Raw genomic sequence first — 20,176 nt, forward strand, 5'->3', positions numbered from 1 at the left:
GAGGTGAATCATGAATTCACTCATCGATCGGCGCCTGAACGGCCGCAATAAAAGCGCGGTCAACCGCGAGCGATTTCTCAGGCGATACAAAAACCAGATCCGGCGGGCCGTACAGGATCTGGTGCGCGAGCGGTCCATCGAAGACATGGACCAGGGCGGGGAAATCAACCTGCCCGCGCGCGATATTTCCGAGCCGCATTTCCGCCACGGCCCCGGCGGCGACCGCGAACTCGTACACCCGGGCAACCGCGAGTTCGCCAAAGGCGACACCTTCCAGCGGCCATCCGGCGGGCAGGGGCAGGGCGGCAGCGAGCCCGGCGAAGGCGAATCGGTCGACCAGTTCACCTTCAGCCTGTCGCGCGCGGAGTTCCTGAACCTGTTCTTCGAAGACCTGGAACTGCCGCACCTGATCCGCACCCAGCTGGGCGACGTCACCCAGAAAAAATGGCAGCGAGCCGGCTACACCACCACGGGCTCACCCAGCCTGTTGAGCGTCAGCCGTACCCTTAAGGCATCGCTGTCGCGGCGCGTGGCGCTGGGCGTGGCCGCGCGCGCCGAACTCGAGGCAGCGCAGGGCAAGCTGGATGCAGCCATTGCCGCCGGCGCGCCGCAAGACGAAATCGACGCGCTGCGCAAAGCGGTTGAAGACTGCACCAACCGTCTGGCGCGCCTGCCTTTCCTTGACGACCTGGACCTGCGCTATCGCAACCGCGTGTCCGTTGCCATGCCCATGGCGCGCGCGGTCATGTTCTGCCTGATGGACGTGTCGGGGTCCATGGACGAAGGCAAGAAAGACCTGGCCAAGCGCTTTTTCACGCTGCTGTATTTGTTCCTGTCGCGCAAATACGAACACGTGGACGTGGTGTTCATCCGCCACACCGACAACGCCGAAGAGGTAGACGAACACACGTTCTTTTACGACCCGAAAAGCGGCGGCACCATCGTGCTGTCGGCGCTGGAACTCATGAACGAGATCATGCTTGAGCGCTATCCGCCCGGCGCCTGGAACGTGTACGCCGCGCAGGCAAGCGACGGCGATTCATTTGGCGCCGACGCCGGCAAGAGCGCCCGGTTCCTGGCCGAAAAGCTGTTGCCGGCAACCCGCTACTTTGCGTACATCGAAGTCCCCGACTCGCAAGAGGCCCGCAAAAGCAGCCTGTGGGCCGAGTACGAGCAGGAATCTGCGCCGCATTTCGCGATGCGACGCATTCATGAGCGCGGCGAAATCTACCCCGTGTTCCATGATCTGTTCAAAAAGGAAACAGCATGAACGCCATCGTGGGCTCTCGTGCCGAGCTGGAGGCTCTTGGGCGTGCCCGGCCCATCTCCGAAGGTTCCGAGTGGACGTTCGAACTGATCCAGCGCTATGACGAAGCCATTTCACAAGTGGCGGGGGAGTTCGGGCTGGACACCTACCCGAACCAGATCGAAGTCATTACTTCCGAGCAGATGCTTGATGCCTACGCATCCGCAGGCCTGCCTCTGGGCTATCCGCATTGGTCGTACGGCAAGGAATTCATCCGCAACGAACAGTTCTACCGGCGCGGCATGCAGGGCCTGGCGTACGAGATCGTCATCAACTCCAACCCCTGCATCGCCTATTTGATGGAAGAAAATTCCATGGCCATGCAGGCGCTGGTGATCGCGCACGCCTGCTATGGCCACAACTCTTTCTTCAAGGGCAACTACCTGTTTCGCCAGTGGACCGACGCCGACAGCATCCTGGATTACCTGGTGTTCGCCCGCAAGTACGTAATGGACTGCGAAAGCCGGTATGGCATCGACGCGGTCGAGGCAGTGCTGGATTCGTGCCACGCGCTGGCGCCGCACGGGGTAGACAGGTACAAGCGTCCGGCTCCCATTTCGTACAAGGAAGAAGCCCAGCGCCAGGCAGAGCGCGAAGAACATGCGCGCCTGCAGTACAACGACTTGTGGCGCACCCTGCCGCGCACCGAGCCCGATCCGGCCGAAGAAAAGCGGCGCACGGCCTTCCCGCCCGAGCCTGAAGAAAACCTGCTGTATTTCATCGAGAAGCACTCGCCCAAGCTCGAGCCGTGGCAGAAAGAGCTGGTGCGCATCGTGCGCAAGATCTCGCAGTACTTCTATCCGCAAGGGCAGACCAAAGTCATGAACGAAGGGTGGGCCACCTTCTGGCACTACACCCTGCTGAACCGCCTGCACGAAAAAGGCCTGGTCACCGACGGGTTCATGATGGAATTCCTGCAAAGCCACACCAACGTCGTCAGCCAGCGCGGCTTCGACGAACAGGGCTATGGCGGCATCAACCCGTACGCGCTCGGCTTTGCGATGATGCAGGACATCCGTCGCATCTGCGAATCCCCAACGCCCGAAGACCGCAGCTGGTTTCCCGACATTGCGGGGGCCGACTGGGTAAAGACGCTCGACTTCGCCATGCGCAACTTCAAGGATGAGTCGTTCATCTCGCAGTACCTGTCGCCGCGGCTGATACGCGAGTTCCGGTTCTTTGCCATCGCCGACCACGAGGCCGACCCCTATCTGGAAGTGGCCGCCATCCACGACGACGACGGCTATCGCGAAATCCGTAAACTGCTGGCCGCGCAGCACAACCGCGACAACCAGGTGCCCGACATCCAGGTGGTTCGCTATCGCCGCGAGTCCGATCGTTCGCTAGTGCTGCGCCACCTGCAAACCCGCGGCCGGCCGCTGGCCAGCGAAGACGCCGAGCAGGTCATGAAACACCTGGGCCGGCTGTGGGGCTTCAAGGTCCGCCTGGAAGAAACCGCGCCCGACGGCACCGTGCTGGCATACCGCGAAGTCAACCCGACCAACACCCCCTCGTAAGAGCCGTAGCGGGCCGCGAAGGTCGGGCAGGGCCGGTCGGGCCGCGCAGGTCGGGCCGCGCAGGTCGGGCCGCGCAGGTCGGACCGCGCAGGTCGGGTGTCGCACCGGCCGGCATGATGCCCCCGGTGTCTGACTCCGAAGGTGTCAGACACCCTTCCCAAGGAGTCAGACACCCTTCAACAAGAGCGGCGCTCGCCCCGCGATCTCGCCGATCCATCTGTCCCCATATGCTCGCCCCGCTGGCCCCTTATACCAGCCGCTCGTCATTCTGCTAGAATCGCGGATTCGCATTTGCGGCTTCGCCCGGCTGGTCCGGCTGTCGAGGCCGGCTTATGTAGGACAGGTGGCCGAGTGGTTGAAGGCGCACGCCTGGAAAGCGTGTATACGTTCATAGCGTATCGGGGGTTCGAATCCCCCTCTGTCCGCCAGAGTTTAAAAAGGCCCTTGAAAATCAAGGGTCTTTTTTATTTTTCGTGAAAAATCAAGGGCTTATAGTCTATAGTGGTCCCTCGATAAAGGCGTTCTGATTGGGCTTAGTCCTGCGCCGTGCACATCAGTATCCCGCCGGGATATGGCGATGCTTGAACGGCAGCTTGGATAAGTCCAGGCACGCCGGCCCGGGTGCATCGCAATCGATGATTTCCGCGCAGCGCTGCGCGAACGCGGCGCGGAAATGGTTTTTTGCCTTGACGCACAGTAGCCGCAGATCTGCCGGATCGATGCCATGCAAGGTATAGAAGGCGGGGTCGTCGGCCGCGACCACGCGTTCGGTTACGATGACGCGCAGCGACGGCAAGCCCTCGATGCGCAGCACCGCGCTCGGGCCGCAGCGCCGTTCCACGCCGGTTTGCATGGGGCCGGTATTGACAAACACGCCGTCCGTCAGGCGTTCCACGACAGCACGCACCGGAACGCCCGCGCCAAAGTGGGGGCCATTGCGTCCACCCAGCGTGGCCTGTACGGGCCGGCCCACGCCGGCCCTGTGCGCGGCCTGTACGGTATCCGGATCGGCAAAGCTGGCGAACAGGGTGGGCACCTGCGGCATTGCGTCGATCAGGGCCTGGAACAATCCTGGCGTGTCGCCGCCGCCGCCCGACAGCGGGTTGTCACCCGAATCCGTGACCGCAATCAGGCCAGGTTTGGTGTTGGCAAGCGCCGCGCTCAGGGCCTCGCTGGCTGACGGCAGCCGCATGCGGAATGCCTCGGCCAGTTCGTGGATGCGGTTCATCACCTGGCGGGCGGCCGCCTCCGCCGCCCGGCCGTCGGGGTCGGCCCCGGCATCGCTGACCGCGAATACCGATGCGCCGGTGGCCGCGGTATCCGAGTAGGGAAAGCCGCCGAATACCGACACGTCGATCACGGGCCCTACCGTGGCGTCGCGGGCGGCCTGCTCCAGCACATGCATCGGGCCGCCGGGGGCGGTGCGCATATTGATGCTGGGCAGGACCACGCCTTCATTCAGCAGCACGCGTCGGGTGCGCAAGCCCCGGGTTGCGCAGCGCACCAGGCCGTCGAGCACACGATCGGCCGCTTCATCCATGTCGATATGCGGGTGCGTGCGATACACGGAGGCTATGTCGAGTACGTCGGCCCAGGCCGGGGGCATATTGCCGTGCAGGTCGAAGCTGGCGCCCAGCGGCACGCTGGGCAGCAGTTCGCGCACCATCCGGGCGATGTCCAGTTCGGGGGTTTCGCGCTGGTCGGTGATGGCGGCGCCATGCAACGACAGATAGACCGCATCCCAGCCGCCCTGGACAATGCCGGCCTGCAGGCCGGCCCGCACTTCCTGCATGTAACGCTGCATCACGGCTTTGTCGATGGGGCCAGCCGGCAGCGCGGCGGCGCAGCGCAGCACCACGACTTCCCATTCGGGATGCGTATCCGCGAAACGGGCCACGGCACCCAGTTCAGTAGCGGTGCCGCGCATGGCATCAAGTACGGCGGGGCCGGCCTGCCATTCGTATTGCTCGAATTGCGGCATCCCTGCGGGCACCGGCCCGAACGCATTGCCTTCGAACCACAGGCGTGCCACGGCCAGTCGTTTGCGCGTCATTTGGAAGTTCCTTGGATGTTCTTGAGCACGTCGCCGTAGCGCGCCTGCTCAGCCTTCAGATGCTTGGCCAGGCGTTCGGCGGGGCCGCCCACCGGCACGGCGCCCAGTGCGCGGAATTTCTCGATGGTGGCGGGCTCTTTCTCGAAGGCGTCGATCACGCCGCTGATCTTGTCGACGACGGGCTGGGGCGTACCGGCCGGCGCCACGATGACGAACCAGGAGGGCAGGAGATAACCCGGTACGGCTTCGCGTACCGGCCGCACACCTGGCAGCACTTCCAGTTCGTCATTGCTCGCTACGCCCAGGGCCACCAGTTTGCCGGCTCGGATGTTCGCCAGGGCGGTGGGCACGTTGTCGCCTGCCAGTTCGATGTGGCCTGCGATCAGGTCGGCCGACGCCTGAGACGCGCCCTTGTACGGCACGTGCGCGATGTCTACGCCCGACAGATGCTTGAGCAGTTCCAGCTGGATATGGCCGGTGCTGCCTACGCCAGGCGAGCCCCAGTTCAGCTGTCCGGGCTTCTCCTTGGCGCGAGCCAGCAGGTCGGAAATGTTTTTCAGGCCCGTTGCTGGATTGGCCAGGATGACGTTCGGCACATCGGCCACATAGGATACGGCCGTGAAGTCTTTGGCCGGATCGAACGGCATCTGCGAATACACGTACGGGTTGATGGCCAGAGGCCCGGGAGTGCCCATCAGCAGTGTGTAGCCGTCGGGCGCGGCGCGCGCCACTTCGGCTGCGCCGATGTTGGCGCCCGCGCCGGGCTTATTCTCGACGACGACGTTCTGCTTCAGGCCCTTGGATAGACCGTCGGCCACCAGGCGGGCCAGCAGGTCGGTGGTGCCGCCGGCGGCAAAAGGCACGATCAGCACGATGGGCTTGGTGGGCCAATTGTCGGCCGCGTAGGCGGGCTGCGCGCCCAGCGCCAGCGCCGCCACGGCGGCGGCTGGCCAGGCCAGGAATTTCAGGGCCTGGCGGCGCGCGGCGCCGGGGCCAGAACGGACTTGCTTCTGCATGGTGGTTAATCCCTTGTCTGTGAATGTCGCCTGAAAAAGGCGTCGGAAAACGTCCGGATGTCTGTTATAGGTTCGCATCCGCTTCGCGCACCAGCGGTCCGTAAAGATCGGGCCGCCGGTCGCGCCGCGACGGATAGGCGATGCGGGCCTGCTCGACTTGGGCCCGGTCGATATCGGCCAGCAGCAAGGCATCTTCGGTGGTGTTGGCGCTTTTGAGCACCGTGCCGTCCGGCGCCGCGATCAGGCTGCCACCGCCCATGTGCCAGTCGCCTTCGCGTCCAACCTTATTGGCGGCAGCGAGGAAGCAGCCGTTTTCGAAGGCGCGGGTGCGCAGTACCTCCTGGAACATGTGGGTGCGCGACGTGGCGTACGGCGCGATCAGCAGTTCGGCGCCATTGGCAGCCAGGCAACGGGCGGTCTCGGGAAAACCCATGTCATAGCAAATACCGATGCCCACGCGCCAGTCGTCCAGCCGGTACGTGTCGAAGCGCGTGCCATAGCGGAAGTAGATCTTTTCCAGGCTGCGCACCGCGGCGGGATGGACCTTGCGATATTTGAAGATGATTTCGCCGGCGGGGTCGATGTGCATGGCGGTATCGAAGTACAGCCCGGCCTCGACCTGTTCGTAAAGCGTGGCCACGACTGCGATGCCGTGCCGTTGCGCGGCCTCGCGCATGGCGGTAATGCTGGGGCCGTCATCGCGTTCGGCCAGCGCGTGGTATTTGGGATCCTGGTACTGGGCAAAGAAGATGGTATTGAAGAATTCCGGCAGCACCGCCAGTTCGGCGCCTTGGCCGGCGGCCTGCGCTACATAGGCGCTTGCCTTGGCCAGGTTCTGCTGCAGGTTTTCGGTGCTGCGCATCTGTATGCAGGCAATTTTCATGACCATGTTCCGGTGGCGGGTCAGCACACTGGCCGGGCGCGTCCGGCAAGTGATCAAATGATCCATTTTCTGATAGTATGAATCATATGATCCATTTTTAGGGGGCTCGAGTCAACCGGCTCGGGCACCATTCACCATGACGCATATCTTTCACCGCAACCCCCGCAAGCCCCCCGCCACCGCCTTGCGAGGCGAGGGTAGTTTCCTGTTCGATCAGGCCGGGCGGCGCTACTACGACGGCTCGGGCGGGGCGGCGGTGTCGTGCCTGGGGCACGGCCATCCCGAAGTGATCGAGGCGGTGGTCGACCAGATGCGCAAGCTGGAATACGCGCACACCAGCTTTTTTACGTCCGAGCCCGCCGAGCAGCTGGCCGATCTGCTGGCGCGGCGTTCGCCGGCCGGCCTTGGGCACGTCTACTTCCTGTCCAGTGGTTCCGAGGCCGTGGAAACGGCGTTGAAGATGGCGCGGCAATATCACGTCGAGCGCGGCGAACCGGGCCGGCGCCACAACATCGCCCGTATGCAGAGCTATCACGGCAATACGCTGGGGGCGCTGGCGATCGGCGGCCACCGCGGACGGCGCGCGCTGTACCAGCCCCTGCTACCTGACAGCCACCATGTTTCGCCTTGCTTCGCGCGGCACTACCGCCACCCCGGCGAGTCCGACGAGGCCTACGGCACGCGGCTGGCCGACGAACTGGAACAGAAGATCCTGGCGCTCGGGCCGCAGACGGTCAGTGCTTTCATCGCGGAAACCGTGGTGGGGGCCACGGCCGGCGCGGTATGCGCGGTGCCCGGGTACTTCCGCAAGATCCGCGCCGTGTGCGACCGCTATGGCGTGCTGCTGATCCTGGACGAAGTCATGTCGGGCCTGGGCCGCACCGGGGCCTATCATGCGTTCGAGCGCGAAGACGTGGTCCCCGACTTGCTATGCCTGGCCAAGGGACTGGGCGGGGGCTATCAGCCCATCGCGGCCGTGATGGCGCACGACCGGGTGGTGGACGCCATTGTCGCGGGGTCGGGCGCCTTCCAGCACGGCCATACGTATGTAGGCCACCCGGTCGCGTGCGCCGCCGCCTTGGCCGTGCAGCGCATCGTGGCGCGCGACGGGTTGGTGCTGCAGTCGGACCAGCTGGGCGCTTATCTGCACGCACAATTGCGGGCGCGCTTCGCCGAGCACCCCCACGTGGGCGACATTCGGGGGCGCGGCCTGTTCCAGGCCATCGAGCTGGTGACCCGGCGCGAGCCCGACACGCCGTTCGATGCCGCGCTGCAACTGCACGCGCGCATCAAGCAAGAGGCCCTGGCGCGGGGGTTGCTGTGCTATCCCGGCGGCGGAACAATAGACGGCGAACGCGGCGACCACGTGCTGCTGGCTCCGCCCTACGTGACCAACAGGGCCGAACTGGACGCCGCGGTCGAACTGCTGGGTGTATCGATCGACGCCGCGATCGCCGCGATGCCAACCGTAAAATAGGCGCCCGGCATCAATACAGGAACGTCGATGAACAAGAGCGCGGTCGATAAACTCATCGAAAAACAGTATGACGCGCTGCCACCCACTCTGCAACGCGCGGCCCGCTACGTCATCGACAATCCCCAGGCTATCGCGCTGCACTCCATGCGTACCGCGGCCGCCGAGGCCGGCCTGCAGTCCAGCGCCATGCACCGTTTGGCGCGGCACCTGGGGTTCGACGGCTACGAGGCGCTGCGCACGGTTTACCGCAATTGGCTGGCCAATGGGGCCGGCTCGTTCTCGCAGCGCGCTACGGCGCTGCAGCAGCGCGGCGCGCGCGACAAAACGGAAAGCCTGGTGCGCGAACTTGTGCATGCCGACAGCGGCAATCTGCAATCGCTGTTGGACCCGGCAGGGCTAGACGCCATCCGGGCGGCAGCCGACGTTCTGGCCGGGGCCCGGCACATCTATGTGGCGGGCTTGCGCAGTCTTTTTCCAGCCGCTTTCTACTTCAACTATGCCTGCGGCCTGTTCAAGCACAACACGACGCTGTTGTCCGGGATCGCGGGCACGTTCGCCGACGATCTGCGTCGCGCGGGGCCCGACGATGCGCTGTTGGTGTTCAGTTACGAGCCCTATGCGCGCGACGCGGTATCTGCCGTGCGGTTCGCACGCGGGCGCGGCCTGCGCGTGGTCAGCGTCACCGACAGCGTCGTGTCGCCGATCGCGGCGCGGGCCACCGCGTTGATCGTGGTCGCCAACGCGACGCCGTCGTTGTTCCCGTCGGTAGTGCCCGCGTTGTCCGTGGCGCAGACGCTGGTCGCCCTGCTGGTCGCCCGGGGCGGGCGCGCCAGTTTGCAGGAAATCGAAGAAAGCGAAGTGCAGCTGCGGAAATTCGCCGTGTACTTGAAAGACCAGGCATAGGCGGCCGCGGGCCGATGTCATGCTGCATGAGGCCTGAATGCCTGGCTATTGATGCCGTCAATATCGCCATTGCCAAACGGTATTAGTCAATGTCGTCGCACGCTTCGTATAGTTGCTTGCGACGACGGCGCTTGCCATACAAGCCACACCCCCGCCGTCTTTCCGTTTTTCATTCTTCTTAAAAAAGGTGCGGGCAATCATGAAGAATCTTCTGAGTTCCTTGCTGGCCGGTCTGCTATGCAGCGTTTCCTGCATCGCCCAAGCGGCATGGCCAGATAAACCCATTTCACTCGTGGTGCCCTTTCCGCCTGGCGGGGCCACCGACTTTGTCGGCCGTCTGATCGGCAAGGAACTCAGCGAGCGCCTGAAGGTGAGCGTGGTCGTTGAGAATCGTTCCGGCGCCGCCGGCAATGTGGGATCCCGCTACGTGGCCAGGTCCAAAGCCGATGGCTATACGCTTCTGATCGGCACCACCGCGCAGACCATCGGCGCGGCGCTCTATAAAGACGTCGGCTACGACATCGTGAACGACTTCGAGGCCATCAGCACCATTAACGAAGGGCCCCTCATATTGATCAGTCGCCCCGGTCTGGGAGTATCCAGCGTAGAAGAGTTGGTTCGGGTGGCCAAGAGCCGGCCGCAAGAATTGACATACGGCAGCCCGGGCAACGGCACCTCGTCGCACATGGCCATGGAGGTATTCAGTCTGGCCACGGGCCTGAAGATGGTGCATGTTCCTTTTCAAGGCGCCGGGCCGGCGATGAATGCGCTCATTGGCGAGCAGGTCGATATCGCCTTCGATGAGATGTCCAGTGGCCGGCAGCATGTAGACGCAAAGCGTGTCCAGGGGATCGGCATTGCCACCCGCGAGCGTTCGCCTTTGGCTCCCGAGTGGGTTACTTTGGCAGAGCAAAGTCCGCAAATGCTTTCCGGATTTCATGAGGCCGCCTGGACCGTGCTGTTGGCTCCCAAAGGCACCCCGCGCGCGATCATCGATACGTTGAACGCGGAAATGAAGGCCATTCTAGAAAGCGAGCCCATCCGCGCCAGGTTTGCGGGACTGGGCAACCTGACCATCTGGCAAAGCGCCGAGGACACCCAGGCGTTCATTGCGCGTGATGTCGAAAAGTGGAAGCGCGTCGTGCAGGACGCCGACATCGAGCAACTGTGAGGCTTGCCATGTCGGAGGCATCCGTTTCCACTGGCGGCGATATGCAGCAGTTGCTCGAGATACTCGCCCGGAACAGGATCATGGTTCCCGATGAGCGGCTTGAACTGGTACTGGCAGAGTACCGCCTATTGCGAGACCAGATGAACCTGCTGGAACAGCAGCTTGATTCGAGCGCGCGTTCTCACATCATGACGGTTATCGCGCCGGGGGGCCTGCCGTGAGCACCGACACTTCCATCCGTCGGCAAGCCGAGCATCTGCGTAGCGGACTCAAAACGTCGGTGGCATTGACTCAAGCGCTGCTGGCCCGCATCGCCGCCACCAACGCGCGCACTTGCGCTTTCATACGTGTGGATGCGGTCGGCGCGCTGGCGGCAGCCCGCCAGGCCGATGCCGAGCTCGCGAACGGCCGCGTCCGTTCGCCGCTGCATGGTATTCCGGTTGCGGTTAAAGACCTATACGACGTTGTCGGCCAACCCACGACCTGTCATTCCAAACTGCGGCTGGACCACGTAGCCGAAGATGATTCGGGCCCGGTGCAAAAGCTGCGCGACGCCGGCGCCGTGTTACTTGGCAAGCTCGCCACCCATGAGTTTGCATTGGGCGGGCCGAGCTTTGACCTGCCTTTCCCGCCCGCGCGCAATCCCTGGGACCTGAGCCGCATCCCGGGGGGGTCGTCGTCTGGCTCAGGGGCCGCGATCGCGGCCGGCTACACCCGGATTGCGCTGGGAACCTGCACCGGGGGGTCTATCGGGGTTCCCGCCGCCTGGTGCGGCGCCGTCGGGCTGAAGCCCACTTATGGCCGTGTTTCCAAGTATGGCGTCTTTCCCCTATCCTGGACGCTAGACCATTGTGGCCCGCTCACGCGCAGTGTCGAAGATGCCGCCCTGACGCTGCAAGTGCTGGCGGGGCATGACGCGCGCGACCCCTCCAGTGCGCCCGTGCCGGTCGCCGACTATACGAGCGACCTGGAGCAGGGGGTCGAGAAGCTTCGAGTCGGCGTGCCCCGGCATACCTTTCAGAATTCGCCCCTTGCCTCTGCCGCGTTTCTCGACGCGATGTCCAATACGGAAGTCCAGCTCGAGGAGGCCGGCGCCGTTGTGAGCGAAATCACTTTGCCTGATCCGGCCGTATTTCTGGCATGCGGGCGCGTGATCAACAGCGCCGAGATTTTTTCGGTACATCGGGACTGGATCCGCGAGCGTCCGGACGACTACGGTGAACTGACATTGCCCCGCTTCGTGCTCGGGGCCGCAATCGGTTCCGAAGATTACTTGACTGCCATGCGGGTGAGGCGGCAGTTGGCCGCCGACGTAAACCGCGTCCTGGAGCACGTGGACGTGCTGCTTACCGCGGTGACGCTCGATGTGGCGCCACCCTTTGAGCCGACGCCGTATTTTCGCTTCTGGCCCGTGCAAACCTACCTCTTCAATGTGACCGGGCATCCGACGGTCACCGTGCCTGTGGGATTGTCTGCGCAAGGCCTGCCTTTGGCGGTGCAGGTGGTGGGCCGCTATTTCGACGAGGCGACGGTGCTGCGGGTGGCTCGTGCCATCGAGCGCCTGAGCGGCTGGGAGCGGCAGGCCTTACCGGACTTGCAGGGTTGACGTTTTCCAGTCCATGGCGGCCGTGTAAAACAACTCGCAGGCCGGAGTGGACGAGGTCGCTGGCATGATCAAGCCCAAGCTTGTTTTTGGGGCGTGGTCGCCAGCGAGCGGCCGCAGGACCAGCGAGTCGGGCAGCCGCGAAGCCAGGGAGTTGGGCACGATGCCCAGACCCAGTCCGGCGTCCACAAGCCCCACGACCGACTGGACCTGCACCGCTTTGTGCGTCACATTGGGCATGTGGCCTTCGGCCTGGAAGAGACCCTCGATGATGTGGGACAGGCCGCCATGCACTTCGCCCGTATATTGAATGAACGGATACCCTGCGACCTCGCACAGGGTGACCTGTTGCCGCGACGCCAAAGGGTGATTGCGGGGCATGACCACTTCCAGCCAGTCATCTTGCAAGTGGGCGATGCTTAGGTCTGGATGATCGCCGATGGGCAACCGGACGACGCCGATATCGATGTCTCCGCTCTTGACGAGTTCCACGATGATGGAATTCGTGTGTTCCAGCGGTTCAAGACGGATCTGGGGGTGCCGCAGGCAGAACCAGGCTAATAGTCTTGGCAATATGGTGCTCATTGCCGAACCGATGAACCCCAATTTGAGCGTGCCCGCTTGGCCGGTGGCAACCAGCCGTGCCTTGTCGCGAGCCTGATGGGCATGCATGAGGGCCCGCCGGGCATCTTCCAGCGCCGCGGAGCCCGCCATGGTAAGCCGCATGCCGCGCGGAGTGCGCTCGAACAATTGGCAGCCCCATTCTTCTTCAAGTTTTCGGAGCGACACGGACAGCGCTGGCTGCCCTAAAAAAAGCTTCTGAGCGGCCAGGCTGATGTTGAGCGTTTCACTGAGAACAACAAACTGGCGCAGCTGTTTCAGGTCCATCTGGATGGGTGCAAGCACGCAGAGACCGCCATGCTATCTGGATTTCGATGGATCGTACAGCTTCAGCCCCTATCGGTGGAGTGCCCTGGATTAGCCAGCTTCCCGTCAATTCCGTTGCTTACCTTTTCGTGCGTTCTTGTTGACTTGCCCGATCGTTGTGAAAATTGCTGCCCCACAAACGATAGAGCAAGCACGCAACGATGACGCTTACCCTGCCCGAGCCCGTTTCCGTTTACCTGAAAATCGCCAATGGCGTAGACATTGAAGATGTCGTCCATGTGTTTGCACCCGATGCAGTGGTCTTTGATGAAGGCCGCACGCATCGCGGGCACGATGCCATCAAATCGTGGCAGCGCGAGGCGCAGAAGAAGTTCACCTATACGGTGACGCCCGTCAGTGTTGCCCCTGTAGGAGACCGGCTCAAGGTCGTGACCCGTGTCGAGGGCGACTTTCCGGGCAGCCCGGTGCAGCTCGACCATGTGTTCGGCCTGGTCGAAGGCAAGATCACCTCACTGGAGATCAGCTGATGTCCAAGGGCCGCTTCGATCTCACCAACGGTTGGAATCTGCTGCGCATCGCCGCTGGCGCATTTTTCTTTCCGCACGTTGCCGGCAAGTTCGTCGGCTTCACTACCATCAACCCCATGGTGCTGGGTTTTTTTGAAACCGCCGGCTTTTCGCCAGCGGCCGCCTTTGTGTGGTTGGCTGCCGTGCTGGAAGCCGTGGTCGGCGTGGCGCTGGTGTTGGGCATTTTTACTCGATACGCAGTATTGGCGGGCGCGTTTATCCTCCTGACAGCCGCGTACGCATTGCATAGCGTTACCGGCTTTAAAGGCTGGGTCTGGAACAGCGGGGGCTACGAATACCCCGTGTTCTGGGCCATCGCCTGCCTGGCTGTCGCATTGGAAGCGTTTCGCCAGCGGCGCGGCAGCCTGCGCGCAGTCGAGCCCCAGGCAGCCGCATAAGACACACGCTGTGGCGCGCGACGCGCGCCCGGCAAGGCGCTTTCCCGCGGAATGCAAAAATCACTTTGAAGGGTAGTAATGTCTATAGATTTTGAGCAAGAGAAACGGCTCGCCGAGATCGGCGGGTCGACGATGTCGTACCTTGATATTGGGTCGGGGCCGACGGTGGTTTTAGGGCACAGCTATCTCTGGTCTGCCCAGATGTGGGCGCCGCAGATCGCTGCGCTGTCCGAGCATTGCCGCGTCATCGTGCCGGAGCTCTGGGGGCATGGCAAAAGCGCCGCCATGCCGGCCGGCACGGCTGATCTGGGGCATCTGGCCCGGCAGCATCTTGAACTGCTCGACCGGCTCGGGGTTGAGAACTTCGTTGTCGCCGGGCTTTCGGTGGGCGGAATGTGGGGCGTCGAGCTCGCTTTGCAGGTTCCTGACCGCGTGTCGGGGCTGGTGCTGCTGGGCACGTTTTTCGGCAGCGAGCCTGCGCCGTCCAGGGAACGCTATTTCTCCATGCTCAAGACGGCCGAGTCGGTCGGTGCGGTGCCGGACGCCATCGTCGACGCGATATTGCCGTTGTTCTTCAGCGCCACATCGCTGGCGCATCGCCAGGACCTGATCGACATGTTCCGCCAGGGGCTGCGCCAGGCCAGCCGCGAAGATATCGTGCAAAGCATTGTTCCCCTGGGTCGGATGATTTTCGGGCGGCGCGATGGGCTGGCCGATCTGCGCAGGCTGACCATGCCCGCGCTGGTCGTCACCGGCGAGCAGGATCGTTCGCGGCCGCCCGCAGAGGGCAGGGCGATGGCCGAGGCGCTGGGCTGCAAGTTCGTCGAACTGGCGGGCGCCGGCCATGTGTCTTCGCTGGAGGCGCCCGACGAAGTTACCGAGCTTCTGGCCGCCTTTATACAAAAAGCCGTCCGCTGACACGCAGCGGGCCGGCGCGTGGCCGGCGCAAACGCCGTTGCGCCGGCCACCTAGTATTTTCCCGATAGAACAGCTTGCGCCATATTTGTTCTATTGACCCTACATTAAGAGAATCCTAGAGTGCATGCACTATGGGAACCTCTCTGCCGCTCCCGAAGTATCACCAGATCTATCTTGTGCTGCGCGAGCAGTTGCAGGAAGGGCGTTACGACCACGACGGCGTGCCGGGCGAGCATGCGCTGGCGGACCAGTTCGGCGTCGCCCGCATCACCATCCGCAAGGCGATGGAAATGCTGGTGACTGACGGCCTGGTGTCGCGCCGGCCCGGCCGCGGCACGCGCGTTATCCGGCCGGCTGCCGGGGCGCAGGCGTTGCCGCCCGATGACGCGCACAAGGCCCATCTGACCGGCCTTCTGGAAAACATCGTCAACATGGGGTTGCGCACCGCCGTGCAGGTGCTCGACAGCGAGCGCGTCGGCGCCACGCCGGCGGTGGCGCGCGAGCTCGAGATCCAGGCGGGCGCTGCGGTGCACAAGAGCCTGCGGGTGCGCAGCACCGACGCGGGGCCGCTGTCATATATCACCACCTATGTGCCATGTTCGGTCGCGGATTTCAGCCGCGCCGACCTGGAGCACCAGCCGCTGCTGATGCTGCTGGAAAGCGCGGGCGTGGAGTTCGGCGTGGCCACGCAGACCATCAGCGCGCGGCTGGCCGACGCGCAGGTGGCGCGGCACCTGGACGTGGCCGTGGGCTCGGCGCTGCTGGCCGTTACGCGGCTGGTGCGCGACGTGCACGACCGCCCGGTGCAGTTGCTGCAGGGGCTGTATCGCCCCGACCGCTATCAGTATCAACTACAGCTGTCGCGCGTTGGCAGTATCGACGCCAAAGTCTGGGTCAGCGAAGAGCTGTCCGCCCAGTTCCACTGATAAAAACGGAGATCTACCCATGACTACGCGCCGCATATTCCTTGCCAGATCCGCCGGGGCGGCCGCCATGATGGCGGCGCCGTGGATGGCCCGCGCGCAATCCGCGCAACCCGTGAAAGTGGGCGTGCTGCATCCGGTTACCGGCGCGCTGGCCTATTCGGGCCAGCAGTGCCGCCTGGGCGCGCTGCTGGCCATCGAAGACATCAACAAGGCGGGCGGCATCAAATCGCTGGGCGGCGCGCCGCTCGAGGCGGTGCTGGGCGATGCGCAGTCGCGCCCCGAGGTGGGCTCGGCCGAGGTCGAGAAAATGCACTCGGCGGGGGTGTCGGCCATTGTGGGCGCCTATGCGTCGGCCATCTGCCTGGCCACGACGCAGGCGGCCGCCAAGTACGGCCTGCCCCATGTCGTGGACGTGGGCGTGGCCGACCAGATCGTCGAGCGCGGGCTGAAGAACACGTTTCGTTTCGGGCCGGGATATCGCAGTTGCACCGAACGCGCCATCGCCGACCTGGTGGCACTGAACGACGCGGCGGGCAAGCCGGCCAAGACGGTGATGATCGTGCACGAGGACTCGCTGTTCGGCACGGGCACGGCCGCGCTGTTGTCCAAGGCGTTGCCCGGGCACGGCTTCGAGATCACCGAAGTGCTCAAGCATCCCAACCCCACGCGGGATTTCAACAATATTGTGCTGCGCATGCGTTCGGCGCGGCCGGACATCGTGATCCCCGCCAACTATTACAACGAGTACGCGCTGCTCTTGCGCGCCATGAAGCAGCAGAAGGTGCAGCCCAAGGCCATTTATTCGGTGCTGGGCGGCGCGGCGTCGAGCTACAAGTTCCTGAAGGAATTTCCCGATGTGGCCAACGGCATCCTGGACTGCAACCACTGGTTCAATCCCAAGGATGCGCGCGTGGCGCCGTTGAAGGCCCGGGTCGAGGCCAAGGACGCTTATTTCAGCTATGAAGTGTTCATGACCTACACCAGCATGTTCCTGCTGGCCGACGCGCTGGAGCGCGCCGGGTCGGCCGACCGGGCCGCTGTCACGCAGGCGCTGGCCGGCAGCACGTTCGCAGACCACTTGATGCCGTACGGGCCCACCAAGTTCGTCGACGGCCAGAATACCGGCGCGCGGCCCTTGCTGACGCAGGTGCTCGACGGCGACATCAAGGTGGTTTTTCCTGAAGAGTACCGCCAGGCGCAAGCCGTGTTTCCCTTGAAGGCCTGACGCCGTGCTGCTGGACCCGGCGATCCTGTTCACGGCGCTGCTCAACGGCCTGACCACCGGCGCGGTGTACGCCCTGGTGGCGCTGGGGCTGACGCTGATCTACGGCGTGCTGCACATCATCAATTTCGCGCACGGGGCCGCCCTGATGGTGGCCCTGTACGCGGTGTACTGGCTGAAAGTCAGATTGGAAATCGACCCGTATGTGGCGCTGCCGCTGGTCATGGCGGGCATGTTCGGGCTGGGCTACGCCCTTCAGCGTGTGGTGATCAGCCGGGCCAGCCACGGCAAGGACGAGAACATTCTGCTGGTGACGCTGGGCCTGGCCATTGTGCTGGAAAACCTGGCGCTGGTCTGGTTCAAGTCGGATACGCGCAGTATCGATACGCCCTATACCTTGTCCACGGTCGAGATCGGGCCGGCTTTCATCGCGCTGCCCAAGCTCATGGCGTTTGCCGGGGCGCTGGTGGTGGCGGCGGCGTTGTTGTGGATGATCCGCCGCACCGACCTGGGCCGCGCGATACGCGCGGTGGCCCGCGAAAAGCAGGGCGCCAAGTTGATGGGCATCGATGTCGAACGCGTGTATGCCTTGTCGTTCGGCATCGGCATGGCGTGCCTGGGGGCGGCGGCATGCTTTCTGTTGCCGGCATATTACGTCAACCCGCAGGTGGGAAGCGGCTTTGTGCTGGTGGCCTTTACCATCGTGGTGCTGGGCGGCATGGGCAGCTTTGCCGGCGCGCTGGCCGGCGGGCTGCTGGTTGGCGTGGTCGAGTCGGTGGGCGGGCTGCTGTGGGGCGATACGTTGGGGCAGATGGGCATCTTCGCCATCTTTATCCTGGTGCTGCTGTTCCGCCCGCAGGGTTTGTTCGGAGCCCGGGCCTGATCATGAAAGACTTGTATGCCGTGCTGCTGTTCGGTGTGGCCGTGGCGGTTGCCGCCACGATGATGCAGTCGGGTGTGGCCCTGACGTTCATCATGATGACGCTGTACGCCACGCTGCTCGCGCAGGCATGGAATATTCTGGGTGGCTATGGCGGGCAGTTGTCGTTCGGACATGCGCTGTTCTTTGGCGTGGGTGCATACGGGCAGGCGCTGGGGCAGCTCAGCCTGGGCCTGAACCCGTGGCTGGCGTTGCCGCTTGCCATCGCGCTGGGCGCCGGGGCGGGGCTGGCGGTGGGCGGGCTGACGTTCCGCTACGGCTTGCGAGGGTCTTATTTCGCGCTGGTGACGCTGGCGTTCGCCGAGGTGTTCCGCATTCTGGCGGTGTCGGTGCCGTTTACCGGCGGCGGCGTCGGGTTGATGGTGCCGCTGCAGGAAGGCGCGGCAAACATGCAGTTTGCCACGCGCCATGGCTATATCTACTTGTTGCTGGCGTTTGTGATGCTGGCCCTGCTGGTGACGGCATGGCTGAGGCATTCGCGTTTTGGCGCGTACCTGCAGGCCGTGCGCGACAACGAAGATGCCGCCCGCGCGGTGGGCATCGATCCCTTGCGCATCAAGTTGGGCGGCATAGGGTGGTCGGCTGGCTTCATGGCGGCCGCCGGCGCCTTTTATGTGCAAGTGTTCCAGTACATCGACCCCGGCATCGCATTCGGGCCGGCCGTCTCCGTCGAGGCGCTGGTGGGCGCCATCGTGGGCGGGATGGGCACGTTGTGGGGGCCGGTGCTGGGCGCGCTGGCGCTGCATCTGGTGGCCGACCTGACACGCAACCTGTTTGGCGAACTGCCCGGCATCAATATGGTGATCTACGGGGTAGTGCTGATCCTGATCGTGATGTTTGCGCCGCGCGGCGTTGCCGGCGCCGGCATATCGGCCAGGCGCCTGCTGGGCGCGGGGGAGCGCCGCCGTGGCTGATACGCTGCTGCAGGCGCGCAACCTCTCTATCGCTTTTGGCGGCCTGAAGGCGGTACAGGACGTCAGCCTGGATGTGCCGGCCGGGTCGCTGACGGCGCTGGTCGGGCCCAATGGGGCCGGCAAGACGACGCTGTTCGCGCTGCTGTCTGGCTTTTTGAGCCCATCGCACGGCCGGGTGGTGTTCGCGGGCCGCGATATTACCGGCATGCCGCCGCAGCAGGCCGCGCGGCTGGGCCTGACGCGCACGTTCCAGATCGTGCAGCCCTTCGGGGCGCAGACGGTGCGCCAGAATATTGCCGTGGGCGCGCACCTGCGGCTGGCCGATCGCCGGCAGGCGCTTGAGGCCGCCGAAGATATCGCGCGGCGCGTCAATCTGCAGGCCCATCTGGACAAGCCCGCCGCGGACCTTACCGTGGCCGGCCGCAAGCGCCTGGAGCTCGCGCGCGCCCTGGCGACTCGCCCGCGGCTGCTGCTGCTGGACGAGGTGCTGGCTGGTCTGAACCCTTCGGAGATCGACGACATGATCCCGGTGTTGCGCCAGGTGGTGGCCGACGGCGTAGCGGTGCTGATGATCGAACATGTGATGCGTGCCGTGATGAGCCTGGCCGAACACGTCTGGGTGCTGTCGCAGGGGCGGCTGATCGCGCAGGGCGCGCCCGCCCAGGTGACGCGCGACGCCCCGGTCATCGAGGCATACCTGGGGCATGGCGCCGCCCGGCGCCTGGCGGCGATGGGGGCGGCGCAATGACGGCGTTGCTGGAAGTCAGCGGCCTGCGCGCGGGCTATGGCCGTACCGAGGTGCTGCGGGGCGTGGACTTGCGGGTGGATGACGGCGAGATCGTGGTGCTGCTGGGCAATAACGGCGCCGGCAAGTCGACGCTGAATAACGCGGTGTGCGGCCTGTGCCGCCCCTGGAGCGGCCAGGTGCGTTTCGATGGCCAGGAAATTGCGGGGCGCCACTATCGCGACATCGTGCGTGCGGGCTTGATCCAGGTGCCCGAGGGGCGTCGCGTCTTTCCCAACCTGGATGTGCGCGAAAACCTGGAACTTGGCGCTTATGCGCGGGGGCGCGGGCAGCGCGCCCGCAACCTGGACAAGGTGCTGGACATCTTTCCGCGGCTGCGCGAACGCCTGGGCCAGCGCGCGGGCACGATGTCTGGCGGCGAACAGCAGATGCTTGCCATCGGGCGCGGCCTGATGGCCGAGCCGCGGCTGTTGATACTGGACGAGCCGTCGCTGGGGCTGTCGCCGCTGATGGTGGACGAGATGTTCGGCCTGATCGGCCGGCTGCATGCCGAAGGGCTGTCGATACTGCTGGTAGAGCAGAACGTCGCGCAGTCGCTGGAGGCCGGCCAGCGCGGTTATGTGCTGGAAGAGGGCGCGGTCCGCTACAGCGGGCTTTGCTCCGAGTTGCTGGCCAGCGACGGCGTGCGGCGCGCCTACCTGGGAATGTAGCCATGCCGCAGGCCCGCCAC

General features: G+C 64.4%; 20 protein-coding genes and 1 tRNA gene. 17 read left to right on the forward strand and 4 right to left on the reverse strand.

Going from position 1 to position 20,176, the window contains the following annotated elements:
* Nucleotides 1–10 precede the first annotated feature (10 nt).
* From CAL19_RS01805 to CAL19_RS01815, 3 genes are all read left to right on the forward strand, one after another.
* Nucleotides 11–1,270, forward strand: coding sequence for a YeaH/YhbH family protein (locus tag CAL19_RS01805; protein WP_026639341.1), 1,260 nt, complete (start codon nucleotides 11–13; stop codon nucleotides 1,268–1,270).
* Entirely contained in the window at nucleotides 1,267–2,823 is a 1,557-nt protein-coding gene (locus tag CAL19_RS01810) for a SpoVR family protein (protein WP_094795845.1), read from the forward strand. Before CAL19_RS01805 ends, CAL19_RS01810 begins: the two co-directional genes overlap by 4 nt.
* A 337-nt stretch (nucleotides 2,824–3,160) precedes the next feature.
* Nucleotides 3,161–3,251 (forward strand) — tRNA-Ser (locus CAL19_RS01815).
* 125 nt (nucleotides 3,252–3,376) lie between these two features.
* Here the strand turns inward: CAL19_RS01815 and CAL19_RS01820 are convergent.
* The 3 genes from CAL19_RS01820 to CAL19_RS01830 form a co-directional block, all read right to left on the reverse strand.
* Complete coding sequence (locus CAL19_RS01820) at nucleotides 3,377–4,876, reverse strand: M81 family metallopeptidase (RefSeq protein ID WP_094795846.1); 1,500 nt, start codon at nucleotides 4,874–4,876, stop codon at nucleotides 3,377–3,379.
* Entirely contained in the window at nucleotides 4,873–5,892 is a 1,020-nt protein-coding gene (locus CAL19_RS01825) for a Bug family tripartite tricarboxylate transporter substrate binding protein (RefSeq protein ID WP_094795847.1), read from the reverse strand. Before CAL19_RS01825 ends, CAL19_RS01820 begins: the two co-directional genes overlap by 4 nt.
* Nucleotides 5,893–5,956: 64 nt before the next feature.
* Entirely contained in the window at nucleotides 5,957–6,775 is an 819-nt protein-coding gene (locus tag CAL19_RS01830; protein ID WP_170941487.1) for a carbon-nitrogen hydrolase family protein, read from the reverse strand.
* Between the two features lie 136 nt (nucleotides 6,776–6,911).
* On the opposite strand from CAL19_RS01830, the gene CAL19_RS01835 reads away from it, so the two are divergent.
* The 5 genes from CAL19_RS01835 to CAL19_RS01855 all read left to right on the forward strand — a co-directional run bounded on the left by CAL19_RS01835 (nucleotide 6,912) and on the right by CAL19_RS01855 (nucleotide 11,932).
* Nucleotides 6,912–8,252 carry an aspartate aminotransferase family protein gene (locus CAL19_RS01835; RefSeq protein WP_094795849.1) on the forward strand — a complete coding sequence of 447 codons (1,341 nt, stop codon included), beginning with the start codon at nucleotides 6,912–6,914 and terminating at the stop codon, nucleotides 8,250–8,252.
* Between the two features lie 27 nt (nucleotides 8,253–8,279).
* Nucleotides 8,280–9,155 carry a MurR/RpiR family transcriptional regulator gene (locus tag CAL19_RS01840; RefSeq protein ID WP_094795850.1) on the forward strand — a complete coding sequence of 292 codons (876 nt, stop codon included), beginning with the start codon at nucleotides 8,280–8,282 and terminating at the stop codon, nucleotides 9,153–9,155.
* Between the two features lie 199 nt (nucleotides 9,156–9,354).
* Nucleotides 9,355–10,326 (forward strand): tripartite tricarboxylate transporter substrate binding protein, encoded by a 972-nt coding sequence (locus CAL19_RS01845; protein WP_094795851.1) that lies wholly within the window; start codon nucleotides 9,355–9,357, stop codon nucleotides 10,324–10,326.
* A 41-nt stretch (nucleotides 10,327–10,367) separates the two neighbouring features.
* Nucleotides 10,368–10,547, forward strand: a complete 180-nt coding sequence (locus tag CAL19_RS01850; RefSeq protein WP_141214341.1) for a hypothetical protein — start codon at nucleotides 10,368–10,370, stop codon at nucleotides 10,545–10,547.
* Nucleotides 10,544–11,932: an amidase gene (locus CAL19_RS01855; protein WP_094795853.1), complete on the forward strand. Its 1,389-nt coding sequence runs from the start codon at nucleotides 10,544–10,546 to the stop codon at nucleotides 11,930–11,932. The genes CAL19_RS01850 and CAL19_RS01855 overlap by 4 nt, the downstream gene beginning before the upstream one ends.
* Here the strand turns inward: CAL19_RS01855 and CAL19_RS01860 are convergent.
* Complete coding sequence (locus tag CAL19_RS01860) at nucleotides 11,912–12,835, reverse strand: LysR family transcriptional regulator (protein WP_141214342.1); 924 nt, start codon at nucleotides 12,833–12,835, stop codon at nucleotides 11,912–11,914. The two genes, CAL19_RS01855 and CAL19_RS01860, sit on opposite strands and share 21 nt — an antisense overlap.
* 182 nt (nucleotides 12,836–13,017) lie before the next feature.
* On the opposite strand from CAL19_RS01860, the gene CAL19_RS01865 reads away from it, so the two are divergent.
* The 9 genes from CAL19_RS01865 to CAL19_RS01905 all read left to right on the forward strand — a co-directional run bounded on the left by CAL19_RS01865 (nucleotide 13,018) and on the right by CAL19_RS01905 (nucleotide 20,156).
* On the forward strand, nucleotides 13,018–13,344 hold the full coding sequence (locus CAL19_RS01865; RefSeq protein WP_026639331.1) for a nuclear transport factor 2 family protein: 327 nt from the start codon (nucleotides 13,018–13,020) through the stop codon (nucleotides 13,342–13,344).
* Nucleotides 13,344–13,781, forward strand: a complete 438-nt coding sequence (locus tag CAL19_RS01870) for a DoxX family protein (protein ID WP_094795855.1) — start codon at nucleotides 13,344–13,346, stop codon at nucleotides 13,779–13,781. Before CAL19_RS01865 ends, CAL19_RS01870 begins: the two co-directional genes overlap by 1 nt.
* Nucleotides 13,782–13,859: 78 nt before the next feature.
* Nucleotides 13,860–14,699, forward strand: coding sequence for an alpha/beta fold hydrolase (locus CAL19_RS01875; protein ID WP_212589883.1), 840 nt, complete (start codon nucleotides 13,860–13,862; stop codon nucleotides 14,697–14,699).
* A gap of 131 nt (nucleotides 14,700–14,830) precedes the next feature.
* Nucleotides 14,831–15,625, forward strand: coding sequence for a GntR family transcriptional regulator (locus CAL19_RS01880; RefSeq protein ID WP_026639328.1), 795 nt, complete (start codon nucleotides 14,831–14,833; stop codon nucleotides 15,623–15,625).
* A gap of 19 nt (nucleotides 15,626–15,644) precedes the next feature.
* On the forward strand, nucleotides 15,645–16,850 hold the full coding sequence (locus CAL19_RS01885) for an ABC transporter substrate-binding protein (protein ID WP_094795856.1): 1,206 nt from the start codon (nucleotides 15,645–15,647) through the stop codon (nucleotides 16,848–16,850).
* 7 nt (nucleotides 16,851–16,857) lie between these two features.
* Nucleotides 16,858–17,730, forward strand: a complete 873-nt coding sequence (locus CAL19_RS01890) for a branched-chain amino acid ABC transporter permease (RefSeq protein WP_026639326.1) — start codon at nucleotides 16,858–16,860, stop codon at nucleotides 17,728–17,730.
* Between the two features lie 2 nt (nucleotides 17,731–17,732).
* A complete protein-coding gene (locus CAL19_RS01895) occupies nucleotides 17,733–18,701 on the forward strand; it encodes a branched-chain amino acid ABC transporter permease (RefSeq protein WP_094795857.1) in 969 nt (322 codons plus the stop codon).
* Nucleotides 18,694–19,449 carry an ABC transporter ATP-binding protein gene (locus CAL19_RS01900; protein WP_026639324.1) on the forward strand — a complete coding sequence of 252 codons (756 nt, stop codon included), beginning with the start codon at nucleotides 18,694–18,696 and terminating at the stop codon, nucleotides 19,447–19,449. The genes CAL19_RS01895 and CAL19_RS01900 overlap by 8 nt, the downstream gene beginning before the upstream one ends.
* Nucleotides 19,446–20,156: an ABC transporter ATP-binding protein gene (locus CAL19_RS01905; RefSeq protein ID WP_026639323.1), complete on the forward strand. Its 711-nt coding sequence runs from the start codon at nucleotides 19,446–19,448 to the stop codon at nucleotides 20,154–20,156. The genes CAL19_RS01900 and CAL19_RS01905 overlap by 4 nt, the downstream gene beginning before the upstream one ends.
* The last annotated feature ends 20 nt before the right edge of the window (nucleotides 20,157–20,176 follow it).

The organism is Bordetella genomosp. 7 (assembly GCF_002261265.1).
Taxonomy (GTDB): domain Bacteria; phylum Pseudomonadota; class Gammaproteobacteria; order Burkholderiales; family Burkholderiaceae_B; genus Bordetella_A.